Source organism: Candidatus Pelagibacter sp. HIMB1521 (assembly GCF_052047875.1).
Lineage (GTDB): Bacteria > Pseudomonadota > Alphaproteobacteria > Pelagibacterales > Pelagibacteraceae > Pelagibacter.
The window spans coordinates 17198-34181 of sequence record NZ_JBNAIZ010000003.1; the positions used below are offsets into that span (position 1 = coordinate 17198).

The 16984-nt window shown below is 29.8% G+C and carries 17 protein-coding genes and 1 tRNA gene; 13 read left to right on the top strand and 5 right to left on the bottom strand.

What is annotated here, in order from left to right:
- Nucleotides 1-27: 27 nt before the first annotated feature.
- The 12 genes from tolQ (at nucleotide 28) to ACTTA5_RS01515 (ending at nucleotide 12519) form a co-directional block, all read left to right on the top strand.
- The gene (gene tolQ, locus ACTTA5_RS01460) at nucleotides 28-702 is read left to right on the top strand and encodes a protein TolQ (protein ID WP_440647373.1); all 675 of its coding nucleotides are present in this window, start codon (nucleotides 28-30) and stop codon (nucleotides 700-702) included.
- A complete protein-coding gene (gene tolR, locus ACTTA5_RS01465; RefSeq protein ID WP_075506058.1) occupies nucleotides 703-1119 on the top strand; it encodes a protein TolR in 417 nt (138 codons plus the stop codon).
- 5 nt (nucleotides 1120-1124) lie between these two features.
- The gene (locus ACTTA5_RS01470) at nucleotides 1125-1988 is read left to right on the top strand and encodes an energy transducer TonB (RefSeq protein WP_075506059.1); all 864 of its coding nucleotides are present in this window, start codon (nucleotides 1125-1127) and stop codon (nucleotides 1986-1988) included.
- Nucleotides 1989-2000: 12 nt separating this feature from the next.
- The gene (tolB, locus tag ACTTA5_RS01475) at nucleotides 2001-3341 is read left to right on the top strand and encodes a Tol-Pal system beta propeller repeat protein TolB (protein ID WP_075506060.1); all 1341 of its coding nucleotides are present in this window, start codon (nucleotides 2001-2003) and stop codon (nucleotides 3339-3341) included.
- A 106-nt stretch (nucleotides 3342-3447) separates the two neighbouring features.
- Nucleotides 3448-3987, top strand: a complete 540-nt coding sequence (gene pal, locus ACTTA5_RS01480; protein ID WP_440614677.1) for a peptidoglycan-associated lipoprotein Pal — start codon at nucleotides 3448-3450, stop codon at nucleotides 3985-3987.
- 78 nt (nucleotides 3988-4065) lie between these two features.
- Nucleotides 4066-5070 (top strand): tol-pal system protein YbgF, encoded by a 1005-nt coding sequence (gene ybgF / locus ACTTA5_RS01485; protein WP_262590284.1) that lies wholly within the window; start codon nucleotides 4066-4068, stop codon nucleotides 5068-5070.
- A complete protein-coding gene (gene tilS / locus ACTTA5_RS01490) occupies nucleotides 5030-6052 on the top strand; it encodes a tRNA lysidine(34) synthetase TilS (RefSeq protein WP_440647375.1) in 1023 nt (340 codons plus the stop codon). The genes ybgF and tilS overlap by 41 nt, the downstream gene beginning before the upstream one ends.
- Before the next feature lie 63 nt (nucleotides 6053-6115).
- Nucleotides 6116-8023 (top strand): ATP-dependent zinc metalloprotease FtsH, encoded by a 1908-nt coding sequence (gene ftsH / locus ACTTA5_RS01495; RefSeq protein ID WP_440647377.1) that lies wholly within the window; start codon nucleotides 6116-6118, stop codon nucleotides 8021-8023.
- A 6-nt stretch (nucleotides 8024-8029) separates the two neighbouring features.
- On the top strand, nucleotides 8030-9082 hold the full coding sequence (folP, locus tag ACTTA5_RS01500; RefSeq protein WP_440647379.1) for a dihydropteroate synthase: 1053 nt from the start codon (nucleotides 8030-8032) through the stop codon (nucleotides 9080-9082).
- Nucleotides 9082-10413 (top strand): phosphoglucosamine mutase, encoded by a 1332-nt coding sequence (gene glmM, locus ACTTA5_RS01505; protein ID WP_440647381.1) that lies wholly within the window; start codon nucleotides 9082-9084, stop codon nucleotides 10411-10413. The genes folP and glmM overlap by 1 nt, the downstream gene beginning before the upstream one ends.
- A 1-nt stretch (nucleotide 10414) precedes the next feature.
- Nucleotides 10415-11227: a bifunctional hydroxymethylpyrimidine kinase/phosphomethylpyrimidine kinase gene (gene thiD, locus ACTTA5_RS01510; protein ID WP_440614001.1), complete on the top strand. Its 813-nt coding sequence runs from the start codon at nucleotides 10415-10417 to the stop codon at nucleotides 11225-11227.
- Nucleotides 11227-12519 (top strand): adenylosuccinate synthase, encoded by a 1293-nt coding sequence (locus ACTTA5_RS01515; RefSeq protein WP_440614002.1) that lies wholly within the window; start codon nucleotides 11227-11229, stop codon nucleotides 12517-12519. Before thiD ends, ACTTA5_RS01515 begins: the two co-directional genes overlap by 1 nt.
- Here ACTTA5_RS01515 and rpoH read toward each other — a convergent pair.
- Nucleotides 12516-13397 carry an RNA polymerase sigma factor RpoH gene (gene rpoH / locus ACTTA5_RS01520; RefSeq protein WP_440647383.1) on the bottom strand — a complete coding sequence of 294 codons (882 nt, stop codon included), beginning with the start codon at nucleotides 13395-13397 and terminating at the stop codon, nucleotides 12516-12518. The two genes, ACTTA5_RS01515 and rpoH, sit on opposite strands and share 4 nt — an antisense overlap.
- A 53-nt stretch (nucleotides 13398-13450) precedes the next feature.
- Nucleotides 13451-14431, bottom strand: coding sequence for an RluA family pseudouridine synthase (locus ACTTA5_RS01525; RefSeq protein WP_440647385.1), 981 nt, complete (start codon nucleotides 14429-14431; stop codon nucleotides 13451-13453).
- Nucleotides 14432-14454: 23 nt separating this feature from the next.
- On the opposite strand from ACTTA5_RS01525, the gene ACTTA5_RS01530 reads away from it, so the two are divergent.
- Nucleotides 14455-14531: transfer RNA gene (locus ACTTA5_RS01530), tRNA-Arg, on the top strand.
- A 1-nt stretch (nucleotide 14532) separates the two neighbouring features.
- Here ACTTA5_RS01530 and ACTTA5_RS01535 read toward each other — a convergent pair.
- The 3 genes from ACTTA5_RS01535 to ACTTA5_RS01545 are packed head-to-tail and all read right to left on the bottom strand — an operon-like array spanning nucleotide 14533 to nucleotide 16981.
- Nucleotides 14533-15324, bottom strand: a complete 792-nt coding sequence (locus ACTTA5_RS01535) for an ABC transporter permease (RefSeq protein ID WP_440614004.1) — start codon at nucleotides 15322-15324, stop codon at nucleotides 14533-14535.
- Complete coding sequence (locus tag ACTTA5_RS01540; RefSeq protein WP_440614005.1) at nucleotides 15321-16049, bottom strand: ABC transporter ATP-binding protein; 729 nt, start codon at nucleotides 16047-16049, stop codon at nucleotides 15321-15323. The genes ACTTA5_RS01535 and ACTTA5_RS01540 overlap by 4 nt, the downstream gene beginning before the upstream one ends.
- Entirely contained in the window at nucleotides 16046-16981 is a 936-nt protein-coding gene (locus ACTTA5_RS01545) for an L-threonylcarbamoyladenylate synthase (RefSeq protein WP_440647387.1), read from the bottom strand. The genes ACTTA5_RS01540 and ACTTA5_RS01545 overlap by 4 nt, the downstream gene beginning before the upstream one ends.
- Nucleotides 16982-16984 lie beyond the last annotated feature (3 nt).

Sequence of the window (16984 nt, forward strand, 5' to 3'; positions counted from 1 at the left end):
TGACACAATTAAGTGTGATGAGTGATTATGGAAGCAGACATAGCCGCAAATGCATTAGACTTAGGAACAAATACAGATTTTTCACTTCTAAGTTTATTTTTAAAAGCAGACATAATTGTTAAAGCAGTAATGATTAGCTTAATATTTTGCTCAGTATACTCATGGGCGGTGATTATAGAAAAATATAGACTTTTTAAAAAAATAAATAAATCGTCAGAAGAATTTGAAGAAAAATTTTGGAACTCTAAATCTGCTGAAAATTTTTATAACAGTTTACCAAATAATTTAGAAGACCCAATGTCTTTGGTATTCCAAAATGCTATGGAAAACTTACTTAAGAAAAAATCAAAAACAAATATAAGTGAAAGAATGACTGCGTTCCTTGAGGGAGGAATAGAAAAGGAAATGTCAAAAATTGAAAAGGGATTTACATTTTTAGCAACTGTAGGTTCAACTGCTCCATTTATTGGATTATTTGGGACTGTTTGGGGTATTATGAATTCTTTTCAATCAATTGCAATTTCAAGAAATACTAGTCTTGCAATAGTTGCACCTGGTATTGCAGAAGCATTATTCGCAACTGCATTAGGACTGTTAGCTGCGATACCTGCTGTAGTTGCTTACAATAAATTTAATACAGACGCAAAAAAATATTCAGAAAAATTAGAGAATTTTTCAAAAAGATTTTTAACAATAATTTAAATGGCTTTTAAATTAAATCGCTCATCAAAAGAACCAATGAGTGAGATTAACGTAACACCTTTTGTTGATGTGATGTTGGTTCTATTAATTATATTCATGGTCACTGCACCGCTTTTAACAGTAGGTGTTCAGGTTGATCTACCTGAGAGTTCAGCAGATTCTTTGCCTGAGGAAACAGAACCTTTAACACTTTCTATTAATGCGAAAGGTGAAATTTTTATTCAAGAATCAAAAGTAGAGTATGACAATATAATTGCTAAAGTTTTAGCTGTTTCAAAAAATAGAACTGACACAAGAATTTATGTAAGAGGTGATAAAACGATAAACTATGGAAGAGTTTTAGAGATAATGGGTTTATTATCTGGATCTGGTTTTACAAAGGTTGCGCTAATCTCTGAGCCCCTTAAACAAAGGTAGTTACAGTGAAGAGTAGTAGTATCGCTATATCCTCAGCTTTACATATATCATTAGTTGTTCTTACAGCTTTAAGTTTGCCTTTTCTCTCAAAAAAACCCATTGATATTCCACCCATAGTCTCTGTTGAATTAATTCAAATAACAGAAGAAACAAATATTCCTTTTGCGCCTAAAGCAAAAAAAATTATTGAAAAAGTAAAAGAAAAAGAAAAAAAACTGGTTTCAGAACAAGCTCCACCGAAAAAAGTAAAAAAAACCAAAACTAAGACTGTTGTCTCAGAGAAAAAAAACAAAACGATAGAAAAACAAAATCCTGAAGCTGTCCCTTTGCCAGATAAAGAGGTAAAAAAATTAAAGACCAAAGAGGAAAAAAAACAAAATCCAGAAAAAGTGGATAATGAAGTAAAGCAAGTATCTGAGTTTGAAAAAAAAGATTTATTTGATCCAAACAATATTGCAGCATTAATAGATAAATCAAAAGAAGAAACAGCAGAAAAAGTGAAAACCAATAATGATGTTACTCAAGATCAAGTGAGAAACATTGAAAACTCTAAACTAACTTTAAGTGAGGAAGATGCTTTAAAGGCCCAAATATTTGGTTGTTGGAGCATACCTTTAGGTTTGCCTTATGATGAAAATTTACTAGTTAGAATAAAGTTAAAGCTTAAACCAGATGGTTCAGTCACCAAAACTGAGATTTTAGATCATGCTAGAATGAATAAACCTGGACAAGGTTTTTATAAAGTCTTAGCAGAAAGTGCCTTAAGAGCAGTAAGATTATGTCAACCTTTGAGAGTTCCAGCTTCTGGTTACGAGAGATGGAAAGAATTACAATTAAATTTTGATGCAAGAGAGATGTTAGGAGGTTAGTATAAAGAATTTATGATTAAAAAATTTATAATTTTCATTTTTGTTTTTTTTCCATTAAAAGCTTTAGCGTTAATTGAAGTTGATATTACAAGGGGAAATTTAAACCCTCTTCCACTTGCAGTCTCACCACTATCAATAGATGAAACGTCTAGAAAAAATTTTGAGCAAATTTTAGATAAAGAGAACATTGGATCTGAAATATCATTAATTGTTGAAAATAATTTAAGAACTTCAGGTTTATTTAATCCTTTGGATAAAAAAGCATTTTTACAAGCTCCAGATATAGCAAATTTAAAACCAAGATTTGAGGATTGGAATTTAATTAAAGCTCAAGCTCTTATCACCGGTAAAGTAAATTTTATTAATGATAAATTAAGAGTTGAGTTTAGACTTTGGGATGTGCTTGCTGCAAAAGAGATGATGGCTTTAGCATTTACAACTGTACCAACAAATTGGAGAAGAGTTGGCCATATAATATCAGATAAAGTATATGAGAGGTTAACAGGAGAAAAAGGGTATTTTGATACAAGAATAATTTATGTAGCTGAAGAAGGACCAAAAACACAAAGAATAAAAAAATTAGCTATCATGGATCAAGATGGTGCAAATAACAAATTTCTAACTTTAGGAAATGAGCTTGTACTTACTCCACGATTTAACCCTGCTAGCCAAATGGTTACTTATCTATCTTATTTTAAAAATATGCCACGTGTTTATCTTTTAGATATTGAAACCGGAACACAGGAAGTAGTTGGAGATTTTCCTGGAATGACATTTGCTCCTAGATTTTCACCTGATGGTAAAAAAATAATCATGAGTTTCGCAAAAGATGGAAAATCAGATATTTATACAATGAATTTAGAAACTCGATTAGTAGAGAGAATAACAAATCATCCTTCAATTGATACATCACCTTCTTATTCTCCAGATGGAAAATATATAACTTTTAACTCTGACAGAAGTGGTTACCAACAAATTTATGTCATGAAAAATGATGGAAGTGACGTGAAAAGAATTTCTTTTGGTAATGGTTTGTACGGAACACCAGTTTGGTCTCCTAGAGGTGATTTAATTGCATTTACAAAATTACATAAAGGAAAATTTTATATTGGAGTGATGAGAACGGATGGAACTGGTGAAAGATTGTTAACAGAAAACTATTATCAAGAGGCCCCATCTTGGTCACCCAATGGAAGAGTTTTGATATTTTATAGAGAAACAAAAACTAATTCTAAAGGCGAAGGTTTTTCTGCTAAATTATGGTCTATTGATTTAACTGGTTATAATGAAAGATTGATAACAACTGAGACGGACGCATCTGACCCATCTTGGTCGTCTTTATTAAGTAATTAATATCATTTTATCTTTAAATACGATGAAATTTCTTGATTTTTTGGGTTGAAACATCTAATTAGTTGTGAAAAAAATAGTATTTGAAAAAGCAGCAAGGAGCAAATTAATGAGATTAAACAAAATTTTCAAAAACACGTTATTAGTTATTTCTGCTGGAATAATCTTAACAGCGTGTGCAACAAAAAAAGAGGTAGCTGTAGAGGCGCCAAAAGAAGAAACTAAAAAAGAAGAAGTAACTAAAATTGAAAAAATTGCAGGTCAAATGCAAGGAGACGTTTACGTAGGAACAGATAGCGTAAAATATTTAGCAGATGGTGTTGCTGATAGAGTGTTCTTTGCAACTAACGAATCTATATTAACTACAGCTTCAAGAGAAACTTTAAGAGCTCAAGCTGCTTGGTTAAGAGAAAATTCTAACATCACTGTAGTTTTAGAAGGTCATGCAGATGAAAGAGGAACAAGAGAATATAACTTAGCACTTGGAGAAAGAAGAGCTAACGCTGCAAAAGATTATCTAATGACTTATGGTGTTTCATCAGACAGAATTACTGTAATCAGTTATGGTAAAGAAAGACCTGTTGACTCAGGATCAAATCCTTTAGCATGGTCTAAAAACAGAAGATCAGTTACTGTTAAAGCAAACTAAAGAATTTTTAAAAAAGACCCTAAAATTAAAAACTTTTAGGGTCTTTTTTTTGCCTTTTTATAATCATATAAAAATTTAATGAGATCACTTTTTAGATCAACATTATTTAATTTAATAATAATATTAAATTTCTTTTTTTCGGGAATTGCTTACTCAGATAACCATAATATTTATGAAATTTTAGATTTAATTAAAAAAGATTTAAAAACTCTTGAAAGAGCCGTTTACTCAGGATCAATAGAAATAGAAAGTACAACAAATAATCAATCAGTATCAAGTCTTGATAATAATTCTGAGGATGTCTTAACTAGACATTTGTTAAAGTTATCAGAGGTAGAGGAGCAGTTTAGAGAACTTACTAATAAATTTGAGGAAATTAATTTTAAGCTTGATAAACTTTCGAACAGAGTATCCAAGCTACAGTCTGATAATCAGATAAGGTTTCAAGATATAGAAAATGATTTAAGTTCTGTTAATGTAATTGATAGCAGTCAACAACTCAGTTCTGCGCCTAAAATTGAGAAGCAAATTCTTCCTGGAAGCTCGCAGCCTCAGGACTTAGGTACAATTTCTTATAAAGATATGGAAACTTCAGAGGAGAATCAACAGATTCAATCGGTTGATACTACAGCTTCTATTGTAGAAGAAACTTTTCAAGCTGAAGATAAAATTTTACCAATAGATTTAACTCCAAAAGAACAATATGAATTTGCAACAAGTTTCTTAAAAGTTGGAGATTACAGTACAGCAGAAAGAGCTTTTAGAGAATTTGTGTTATCAAATCCTGAAGATGAATTAGCAGGTAGTGCTCAATATTGGTATGCAGAAACTTTCAGAATAAGACAACTTTATACTGATGCTGCTTCAGCTTATCTCGAAGGATATCAAAAATATCCAAAAGGAAAGAAAGCTCCAATAAATTTATTAAAACTTGGAGTTTCAATGGTTCAAATTGGTGAAAAAGATCAAGGCTGTAAGATGATTAATGGTGTAGAGTTGCAGTATCCAAACGCAAATCAGTCTGTAATACAAAAAGCAAAATATGAGTCTAAAAAATTTGAATGCGTCAAGCAAGATTCATAAACAACTTCTTAATAAGCTAAGAGATAAAAGAATTTATAAAATCTATAGTAAATTTGAAAATAATTTAAATTTAAATAACGATTTTACAGTTGCTGTGTCAGGTGGCCCTGATAGTCTTGCTTTAGCTTTTTTTTCAAAAATTTATTCAATTAAAAAATCTTTAAAAATTAAATACTTTCTAGTTGACCATAAATTGAGAAATAATTCATCTGTAGAAGCTTTATTTGTAAAAAATCTTTTGAAGGATTTTTCTATAGATTTAGATATTTTAAAATGGAATGGGAAAAAACCCAAAAATAATATCCAATCTCTTGCAAGAAAAAAAAGATATAATCTCTTAATTAACCAATCAAAAAAATTTAAAATTAATCATATTTTATTTGGTCATCATGAAGATGATGTTTATGAAAATTTTTTAATTAGGCTTTTAAGAGGTAGTGGTTTAAAGGGTATCGTATCTTTAGACAAAACGACTTTAATTAATAATGCAAATATCTTAAGACCTTTAATAAACGTTGAAAAAAAAGATTTAATCTACATCTCAAAAAAGGTGTTTAATAAATATGTAGAAGACCCTTCAAATGAAGATGAAATTTTTACAAGAGTGAGAGTAAGAAATTTAATTAAAAATCTTGAAAGTGAAGGTTTGGATAAAAGTAAATTTAAATTATCAATTAGTAATTTAAAAAGTGTCGACCAATCAATCCAGTTTTTTTGTGAAAAAAATTTAAAAGAAAATTCGATTATTTCTCAAAATAAAGTTGTATTAAAAGAAGAATTTTTTAATTTTCCTCAAGAAGTTTTGTTCAGGTCATTTTCAAAGATCTTACAGTTAGTTGGGAAAAAGTATTTTCCGCCCAGAGGTAAAAAAATTACCAATATTTTAGAAAATCTACAGAGTAAAATTACTTTTAAGTCTACACTTGGGAATTGTGTAATTAAAAAAATCAAGAAAACTGTAATTGTATATAAAGAGCGTTAATATCACTAAATTTATAGTTATTTTGTCACTTGTTTAATTTGCAATAATTCTTATCTTTACACCATGAATTTTAAAAATCTGGCTATGTGGGGAATAATAGTTTTTTTAACTATTGGTCTTTATAACATGTTTAAAAATCCTCAATCAAATATTAGAGGAGGAAATCAAATAATTTTTTCAGATTTTTTAACTTCAGTTGAAAATGGAGAAGTTTTAAAAGTTGAGATACAGGGAAACAACATCAAGGGTGTTTACTCAAATGGAAATTCATTTTCAACTTATGCTCCAAACGATCCAAATTTAATTGAAAAATTATCAGACAAAGGAGTAAGTATTTCAGCAGCTCCGTTAGAAGAAAAAATGCCATCTTTATTTGGCGTACTACTTTCTTGGTTCCCAATGCTTTTATTAATTGCTGTTTGGATATTTTTTATGCGACAGATGCAAGGTGGAAAAGGTGGAGCAATGGGATTTGGTAAGTCAAAAGCTAAGATGATGAATGAACTTAAAGGCAAAGTAACATTTAATGATGTTGCTGGAGTAGAAGAGGCAAAAGAAGAAGTAGAAGAAATTGTTGAATTTTTAAAAGACCCTAAAAAATTTAGTAGACTTGGTGGAAAGATACCTAGAGGTGCTTTATTGGTTGGACCTCCAGGAACGGGAAAAACTTTGTTAGCAAGAGCTATTGCAGGTGAAGCAGGAGTTCCTTTCTTTACTATCTCTGGTTCAGATTTTGTTGAAATGTTTGTTGGTGTTGGAGCATCAAGAGTAAGAGATATGTTTGAACAAGGTAAAAAAAATTCTCCGTGCATAATATTCATTGATGAAATAGATGCAGTTGGAAGAAGTAGAGGTGCAGGTTTAGGTGGAGGTAATGATGAAAGAGAGCAAACTTTAAACCAATTATTAGTAGAGATGGATGGGTTTGATACTAATGAGGGAGTTATCATAATTGCAGCAACAAATAGACCTGATGTTCTTGATCCAGCACTATTAAGACCTGGAAGATTTGACAGACAAGTAGTTGTTTCGAACCCAGATATTATTGGAAGAGAAAAAATTTTAAAAGTCCATGTGAAAAAAATTAAGATGGCACCCGATGTAAATTTAAGAACTATTGCAAGAGGGACCCCCGGTTTTTCAGGAGCAGATTTAGCTAACTTAGTCAATGAAGCTGCTTTATTAGCAGCTAGAAAAAATAAAAGAATTGTAACTTTATTAGAATTTGAAGAGGCAAAAGATAAAGTATTAATGGGTGCTGAAAGAAGATCAATGGTAATGACTGAGGATGAAAAAAAACTTACCGCATATCACGAAGGTGGCCATGCTTTAGTCTCGTTTAATATGCCTAGTTATGATCCAATTCACAAAGCCACTATCATTCCAAGAGGAAGAGCTTTGGGAATGGTTATGAATTTACCAGAAAGAGATAAACATGGATATTCAATCAAATATTTAAAAGCTAGACTAGCAGTTTGTTTTGGAGGAAGAGTTGCAGAAGAATTAATTTTTGGAAAAGATAACATTTCTACAGGAGCAGGTGGAGGAAGTGGTTCAGATATTAATCAAGCTACTCAACTTGCAAGAGCGATGGTAACTAAATATGGTATGAGTGAGGAAATGGGTCCAGTTGAGTATGGAGAAAATCAAGAGGAAGTTTTCTTAGGTAGATCTGTTACTCAAACACAATCAGTTTCTGAAGAAGTTGCTCAAAAAATTGATAAGGAAATTAGGAAACTAGTCGACGAAGGATATAATCAAGCAAAGAAAATTTTGACTGACAAAATTGACGATCTACATAAAATTGCTAAAGCATTAATTACTTACGAAACCTTAACAGGTGAAGAGATTGAGAACATAATTAACAAAAACTTATATCCAAAAGATAAAATTTTAGAAAATCAAGACTCAAAAGATGATCATGACTCGGCTTTAGGAGCCATGGGTCTAAAACCAAAAATTGTTCATTAATTTATAATGCAAGGATATTACACAAGAGCGTGTAATTTCTATTATGGTAATCAATCAAAAATTTTAGTAAGTAAAAAAAAAGCCATACCATTACATCAAATTAAGGAAATATCGTTTGATCATATTGAAATAATAACTAGAAAATCAAAGAAAAAAATTTCAATTAATCAAATAAAATATTTACCAAATAATTTAAAGAAAAAAGTTAATTTAGATTTAAAAAAAATTAAAACTAAAAAAAAAAATTTTTCTAACTTAGAATTTAAAAAAGTTCCAAATATACTAGGTGTCTTAAATCTTACCCCAGATAGTTTTTCTGATGGAGGAAAATTTAATACAAAACAAAGAGGAATAAGTCATGCTTTTAAACTATATAACGATGGCGCTGATTTAATCGATGTTGGAGGAGAGTCAACAAGACCAGGTTCAAAGACAGTAAATAAAGAAGATGAATGGAAAAGAATTAATGAAATCTTAAAATCTATTGTAAAAAAAATTCCGATTTCTTTGGATACTAGAAAATCTGATATAATGAAAAATGGAATTAAATTAGGTGTAAAACTAATTAATGATGTTTCAGGCTTAAGTTTTGATACAGAAACAATAAACGTATTAAAAAAAAATAAAGTTCCTTTTGTCATTCAGCACACGCTTGGAACACCAGAAAATATGCAAAAAAATCCAAAATATAATAATGAATTACTAGATATTTATGATTTTTTTGAGGAGAAAATAAAACTTCTAAGGTCTAAAGGTATTAAACATAACAATATAATTTTAGACCCTGGAATCGGGTTTGGAAAAAAACTGAAACATAATATGAATTTAATCAGAAGTGTTTCTATTTTTCATTCATTAGGATTTCCTATACTTGTAGGAAATTCTAGAAAAAGATTTATTAGAGATATTTCCAAAAAAAATGATAGCTTTACTAGAATTGGAGGAACAATATCGTCATCATTATATTTGATGACACAAGGAGTTCAGATTTTAAGAATTCATGATGTTAATGAAGTTATGCAAGCAATTAAAGTTTTTAAAGAGATAACAAATAAATAATGGCAAAAAAATATTTTGGAACAGATGGAATAAGAGGAGCTATTAATAGTAAAAATATTAATGGAGATATGTTTTTTAAGTTTGGACTAGCTAGTGGTACATATTTTAAATCCCAAAAGAAAAAAAAACAAACAGCAATAATAGCAAAAGATACAAGATTGTCAGGATATACACTTGAACCTGCGCTTGTTTCTGGTTTGGCTTCTGCTGGCATGCATGTTTACACATTGGGTCCCTTACCAACCAATGGATTAGCTATGCTTACAAAAGAAATGAAGGCTAATATGGGTATTATGATCACAGCTTCTCATAATCCTCATTATGACAATGGATTAAAATTATTTGGTCCTGATGGAATGAAATTATCAGATAAAATAGAAAAAAAAATAGAAGCTCTTATAGATAAAAAAATATCAAATAACCTTTCCAGTCCTGAAAAGTTAGGAAGAGTTAAAAGATTAGAAACAGGTACTAAACAATATATTAAAATATTAAAAAAAAATTTCACAAAAGAGTTCAATTTAAGAGGATTAAGAATTGTTATAGATTGTGCCAATGGTGCTGGTTATAAAGCAGGGCCTGAGTTATTAAAATCATTAGGCGCTAAAGTTATAGCAATAGGTGTAAACCCAAATGGTTTAAACATTAATAAAGATTGTGGCTCAACTTTTCCAAGAAAAATTAGAACAGCTGTAAAAAAATATAAAGCTCATATTGGCATTTCTTTAGATGGAGATGCTGATAGAATTATAATGTGCGATGAAAAAGGTAACATTGTAGATGGTGATCAAATAATAGCTGCTTTAGCTGCAAGATGGAAAAATAAAAAAATGCTAAAAGGTGGTGTTGTTGGAACTCTAATGTCGAATTATGGATTGGAAAAATATTTAAAATCTAAAAGAATAAAATTTTTAAGAGCTAATGTAGGCGATAGATATGTTAAAGAAAAAATGCAAAAATATAAATTTAATTTAGGTGGTGAACAATCAGGACATATTATTTTAGGTAAATTTGCAACAACTGGAGACGGGTTGCTTGTAGCTTTAGAAGTTCTTTTTGCTCTGAAAAAAGGTAAAAAAACGAGTGAATTTTTTCAGAGTTTTAAGAAAACTCCTCAATTATTAGAAAATATAACTGTTAAAGATAAAAATATTATTAATAAACCTGAAATAAAAAAAGTTATAAAACTCGCAGAAAAATTAATTCATGGTAAGGGAAGAGTTTTAGTTAGAAAATCGGGAACAGAAGCTAAAATTAGAGTGATGGCAGAAAGTGATAATAAAATACTTTTATCCAGATGTGTAAACATGATATCCAAAAAAATAAAATAAATTGAAACCAAATTCGAAAATTTTAATTATTGCGGGTTCAGATTCATCTGGTGGGGCTGGTATACAAGCTGATATTAAAACTGTTACAGCTCTAGGTTCTTATGCGATGACAGCTATAACTGCAGTTACAATTCAAAATACTACAGGTGTGAAATCAATAGTAGGCATCAATCCAAAAGAAATTTTCAATCAAATAGTTTTTACTTCAAAAGATATTAAGCCTGATGCAATCAAAATAGGAATGTTACACTCATCTAATGTTATCAAGATGGTAATTAAAGCATTAAATTTAATTAAAGTTAAAAGTATTATTTTAGACCCTGTCATGGTTGCAAAAGGTGGTGCCAAATTAATAGATAATAAAGCAATTAAGTTATTAAAATCGGAATTAATAAAAAAAGTTTCACTAGTTACCCCTAATATTCCTGAAGCTGAAATTTTGACTGAAACAAAAATCATATCTGTTGAAGATATGATTTACGCTGCAAATAAGCTTATGGAATTTGGAGCTAAAAATGTTCTTATTAAAGGTGGACATTCAAAAAATAAAATAGTTAAGGATGTTTTTGTTAATAAAAAAGATATTAAGATTTTTAATAGTACGCGTTATAAAACAAATAATACTCATGGCACAGGTTGTACTTTATCAAGTGCAGTCACTACATTTGTATCGTGTGGAAAACCAGCAAAGAAATCTTGTGAGCTTGGAATTAAGTATGTAAATTCAGCTATTAAAACAAACCCAAATTATGGAAGAGGTCATGGTCCAATTAACCATCTCACTTCTATAAAAGTAAATAAAAAATTTAATTAATGAAAAACATAGTTGTTGTTGGATCTCAATGGGGTGATGAAGGAAAAGGTAAGATTGTTGATTGGTTATCTGAACAGGCAGATGTAGTTATTAGATTTCAAGGTGGTCATAATGCGGGCCACACTCTTGTTATTGATGGCGTTACTTATAAGCTAAGATTACTTCCATCTGGCATTGTTAGAAAAGGTAAAATATCAATAATTGGTAATGGTGTTGTTGTAGATCCTTGGGCCTTATTGGAAGAAATTGAAGAGATTAAATCTAAAGGTGTAGAAGTAGATGTAGATAACTTCATAATATCAGAATCTGCAAATCTGATTTTGCCATTCCATAGAGAAATGGATGAAATTAGAGAAGATACGGCAGGAAAAAGTAAAATAGGAACTACTAGAAGAGGAATTGGTCCTGCTTATGAGGATAAAGTAGGAAGAAGATCAATAAGGGTTATGGATTTAAGATCAGAAAAAAATTTAGATCAAAGATTAGATTCTGTATTGATACATCATAATGCAATCAGAAAAGGACTTGGAAAAAAAATTTTTGAAAAAGATCAACTTAAATCTGATTTACTCAAAATTGCTCCTAAAATATTAAAATTTTCACAGCCTGTATGGCTTAAAATTGATCAATTTAAAAAGCAAAAAAAGAAAATTTTATTTGAAGGTGCCCAAGGTATTTTACTTGATGTAGATCATGGAACTTATCCTTTTGTAACTTCATCTAATACAGTTGCTTCGAGCGCAGCTACTGGAACAGGCTGTGGTCCTAATTCAATAAACTATGTTTTAGGAATTACAAAAGCTTATACAACAAGAGTAGGGGAAGGGCCTTTTCCAACAGAACTAACTGATGAAGTAGGTGAACTTTTGGGCACACGTGGAAAAGAATTTGGAACTGTTACAAGTAGAAAAAGGAGATGTGGGTGGTTTGATGGTGTTCTAGTAAGACAAACAATTAAAGTTTCAGGTATAGATGGTATAGCTTTAACAAAATTGGACGTTCTTGATGAATTAGATGAAATTAAAATGTGCATTGCTTATGAACTAGATGGAGAAAAATTAGATTATTTGCCTGCTGCTGTAGAGGATCAAATTAAAATAAAACCAATTTACAAATCTTTTCCAGGCTGGAAAGTATCTACTAGTGGAATTAAAAATATGGACTCATTACCTGATAATGCAAAAAAATATATTTTTGCAGTAGAAGATTTTATAGGTGCAAAAATATCAAGCGTCTCTACTAGTCCTGAAAGAGATGATACTATTTTAATTGAAAATCCTTTTGAAGCTTAATTTGCAGGTAATAAATTTTTAGATTTAGCAAGAAGTAGCATTTGTTTTTGAAGTTTTTCAAATGCTTTATTTTCTATTTGTCTAACTCTTTCTCTACTAATTTTATATTTTTTACTTAAATCTTCCAGGGTAGTTGGATCATCATTAAGTCTTCTTGAATACAATATCTCTCTTTCTCTATCATTAAGCACTGTAATAGAATCTTTTAATAAGTCTTTTCTTTGCTCCATTTCCTCATGTTGAGCAAATTTTAAATCATGATCAAGCTCTTTATCTACTAACCAGTCTTGCCATTCATCACCATCCTCTCCAACTTGAGCATTCAATGAAAACTCTTTTCCAGAAAGTCTTCTGTTCATTGAAACAACTTCTTCTTTACTAACATCAAGTTTGTTGGCAATATGGTTTACGTGTTCGTCCCTTAAATCACCTTCAGTTTCAGGGGATATTTGGTTTTTAATTTTTTTTAAATTAAAAAATAATTTTTTTTGAGCAGTTGTTGTTCCAATTTTTACAAGACTCCAAGATCTTAAAATATATTCTTGGATGGATGCTTTAATCCACCACATAGCATAAGTTGCTAATCTAAAACCTTTTTCAGGTTCAAATTTTTTAACAGCCTGCATCAAACCAACATTTCCTTCTGAAATCATTTCATTAATTGGCAGACCATAGCCTTTGTATCCCATAGCAATTTTTGCAACTAATCTTAAGTGACTAGTTACTAATTTTTCAGCAGCTTTAATATTTCCAGTTGTTTTCCAATTTTTGGCTAACATATATTCTTCTTCTGCGGCCAACATTGGGAATTTTTTAATCTGTTCTAAATATGCAGAAAGACCACCCTCATTGGATAGTGTAGAAAGATTGTTGCTCATAGTTGTGTTCATAGCAGAGTTTATTTAGTTAATTATACTTAATTTTCAATAATTTATTCTTCAGTGTTTCTAAGCATTTTTAAAATATTATTTAGTTCTTGAGGCAAAATTGAGGTAAAAATCAGCTCTTTCTGAGTTCTAGGATGAACAAAGCCTAAAGTCTTTGCGTGTAGAAATTGTCTGTCTAAATTTGTAATTGAATTTTGAATGTCAAAATCTACGTTTTTTAATTTTTTATATTTTTTTTTATATTTGTCATCACCAACTAAACTATTTCCTTTATAGTTCATGTGCACTCTGATTTGATGAGTTCTGCCAGTTTCTAATTTGCATTCGACTAAACTTAATGTAGGTATTTTTTTATTTTCGAAAATTTCAATTGTTTTATAGTTTGTTACAGCTTTCTTACCCTTTGAACTGCTCACTTCCATAAGTTGTCTGTTTTTTGAACTACGAGTAATAAATGTTTCTATCCTACCAAAAGATGGTCTTAGCTTTCCCCATATTAAAAGTTGGTATTCTCTAATAATTGTGTGCTTACTGAATTGTTTTGATAAATTTTCATGGGTCTCATTATTTTTTGCCACAACAACTAAACCTGAAGTATTTTTATCAATTCTATGGACAATTCCTGGTCTTAATTCATCCCCAATAGTTGATAAAGATTCTTTATCGTAATGCATCAATGCATTTACAATTGTTTTGTCATAATTGCCTGCTCCAGGATGCATTATAATTCCTGAAGGTTTATCGATGACTAATAAATCAGAATCTTCATAAACAATATTTAATTTAAAATCATAAGGCTTTAGAGATGCAATCTCTGGTTCTGGAATCGTAAGATTTACAACATCACCAATCGAAACTTTTTTAGATGGACTTTTAATTATTTCATTATTTAGTTTTAATTTTTCTTTTAAAATTAAATTTTTAACTCTGGTTCTACTAATAATTTCGTCTCTTTTGTTAATTAATACATCTACTCTTAAATTCTTTTCTTCTTCTTCAACTATAAAATTAATGCTTTTTTCCATAAAATATAATATTAATACTAAATGCGCTTGTAGCTCAACTGGATAGAGCGCCAGATTTCGGCTCTGGAGGTTCAGGGTTCGACTCCTTGCAGGCGCACCATTTACTCTCCAATATTAATTAATGTCCCTTTTTCTCTAGCTTTATCAAACGAAAAATAAAAAGTTGCTATAGCAACTGTGAAATAAAATGCATTTAATGAAAGTGCGATACGAATATTTTCATAGCTAACAATTCCATTGACCAAGATATTTCTGGTTTCTTCAAATATATAAACTAATGGCAATGCGAAAGCTATTGATTGAAATATTTCAGGTAAAATTTCAACTGGATAATAGATACAGCCAAAAGGTGCCAATAAAAACATTGTAGACCATGCAATATTCTCAAAAGATGGCCCAAATCTTAGCAACCCAGCTGATACAAAAAGCCCCAAAGTAATTCCAAAAATGTACAAACTTAAAAAAAGAAAAGCTAATGGTAATCCCAAGTTTAATATAGATATGCCAAATAATGGTGAGGTTAAAAGTATCGCTGGAATTAATCCGATTAAAGCTCTTATTAAAGCGGTGATTACAAGTGCAGTAATTATTTCACTAATTTTCATTGGAGCAATAAATAAATTAGTAAAATTCCTACTCCAAATTTCTTCTAAAAATAACATATTAAAACCAATGCTTGTTCTAAAAAGAAAATCATAAAGAATTGCACAAGACAATATAACTCCAACAGCTCCACTATAGTATGAACTGTGTGCTGCAAAAAAATTGGAAATGAAACCCCAAAGAGTTATCTGTATGGAGGGCCAATATATTAAATCAAGTATTCTTGGGAACGATCTAGTAATTAAATAAAAATGCCTTAAAAATAATCCATATATTCTTGTAATATTCATTTATCTTTCCTAACAATTTCTAAAAAAACTTCTTCGAGGTTTTTTTGTCCATATTTTCTTATTAAATCTTCTGGAGTACCACTGTCTACGATAGTACCATCTTTCATCATCATAACAGAATTACATAATCTTTTTACTTCATCCATGTTATGAGAAGCCAGCAAAACAGATATTTTTTTTTCTTCTTTATACTTTTCTAAAAAGGTTCTAATAAAATCTGCTGTTTCGGGGTCTAGAGCAGCAGTTGGCTCATCTAACAATAGCACAGTAGGATCATTAATTAATGCTTTCGCAAGACTGACCCTATTTTTTTGTCCTGATGACAGCTCTCCTGTAATTTTATCTAAAAGATCTCCCAATCTTAATTTTTCTGAGAGAAAATTAATTCTCTCATTCAAATTTTGAATATTATATAGTTTCCCATACACAATTAAATTTTGGTTTACTGTTAATTTTTTAGGCAATTCAATATAGGGAGAAATAAAATTCATTTTGTGTAGAATTGAAATCTTATTATTTTCAATATTTTTACCGTTAATTAATACTTGGCCATTTGTGGGTTTTAATAATCCTAGTATCATTCCGATTGTTGTTGTTTTTCCGCAACCATTTGGACCTAACAGTCCTACTATTTCATTTTCATTAATTTTAAAATTTATATTATTAACTGCATTTTTAGTCTTATATGATTTTGATAGATTTATGACTTCTATTGAGTTTTTCATTTGAAGTTTGATGCTCTCTTGAGTCTGTCGTTTATTGTTTTTCCAATTCCTTCATTTGGTATTTTTTCTACAGCTATTGATTTATATTTATCTTTTTTTATTTTCCTTAAAACACTATACAGGTTTCTGGCAGCTTCATTTAAGTTACTTGTTTTGCTTAAATAATAAATATCTTTAGATATATTTTCTCTTTTTTTTAAGAGTACAAAAGCTTCATTTTTTTTGTTTTTTTTTGCATTCATTCTTAAAGGTAATCCTGGAGAATAGTGTAAAGGAAAAAGACCAGGAGAAATTTTATCTTTTGAATTTATATTAATTATTATTTTTTGATTCAAAGTTTTTTTAATCTTTGAAACACTCAATCCTCCATATCTTAGTAATCTAGGTTTATTTGTTATATTTAATATTGTAGACTCGACACCAATTTTACAAACACCACCATTCAAAATAAATTTTATTTTGTTGCCAAATTCATCTTTGACGTCTTCTGCTTTTACAGCACTTAATCTTGAAGAAATATTAGCACTTGGTGCTGCAACTGGATATTTTAAATTTTTGAGTAATTTTCTAAATAGAGGATGTTTTGGAAATCGTATAGCAACTGTTTTTTTATTATTAGTTACAAACTTAGATATTTTAGAATTTTTTTTGAGCTTCAATATATATGTTATTGGTCCTGGAGAAAATTTTTTATAAAGTTTAATAAAATTATCATTTATCTCGCAGTCTTCTGAAATTTTTTTTAAATTATAGTAGTGAACAATTAGTGGATTGTTAGCAGGTCTTCTTTTTAGGTTAAAAATTTTTTTAACAGCAGTGTCCGAGTATGCGTTGCCTGCGAGTCCGTAAACAGTTTCTGTTGGAACAGCTACACAATGACTTTTATCTAAGTAATTTTTCGCTTTTTTGATGTTTGATTGAATATTTTTCATGTA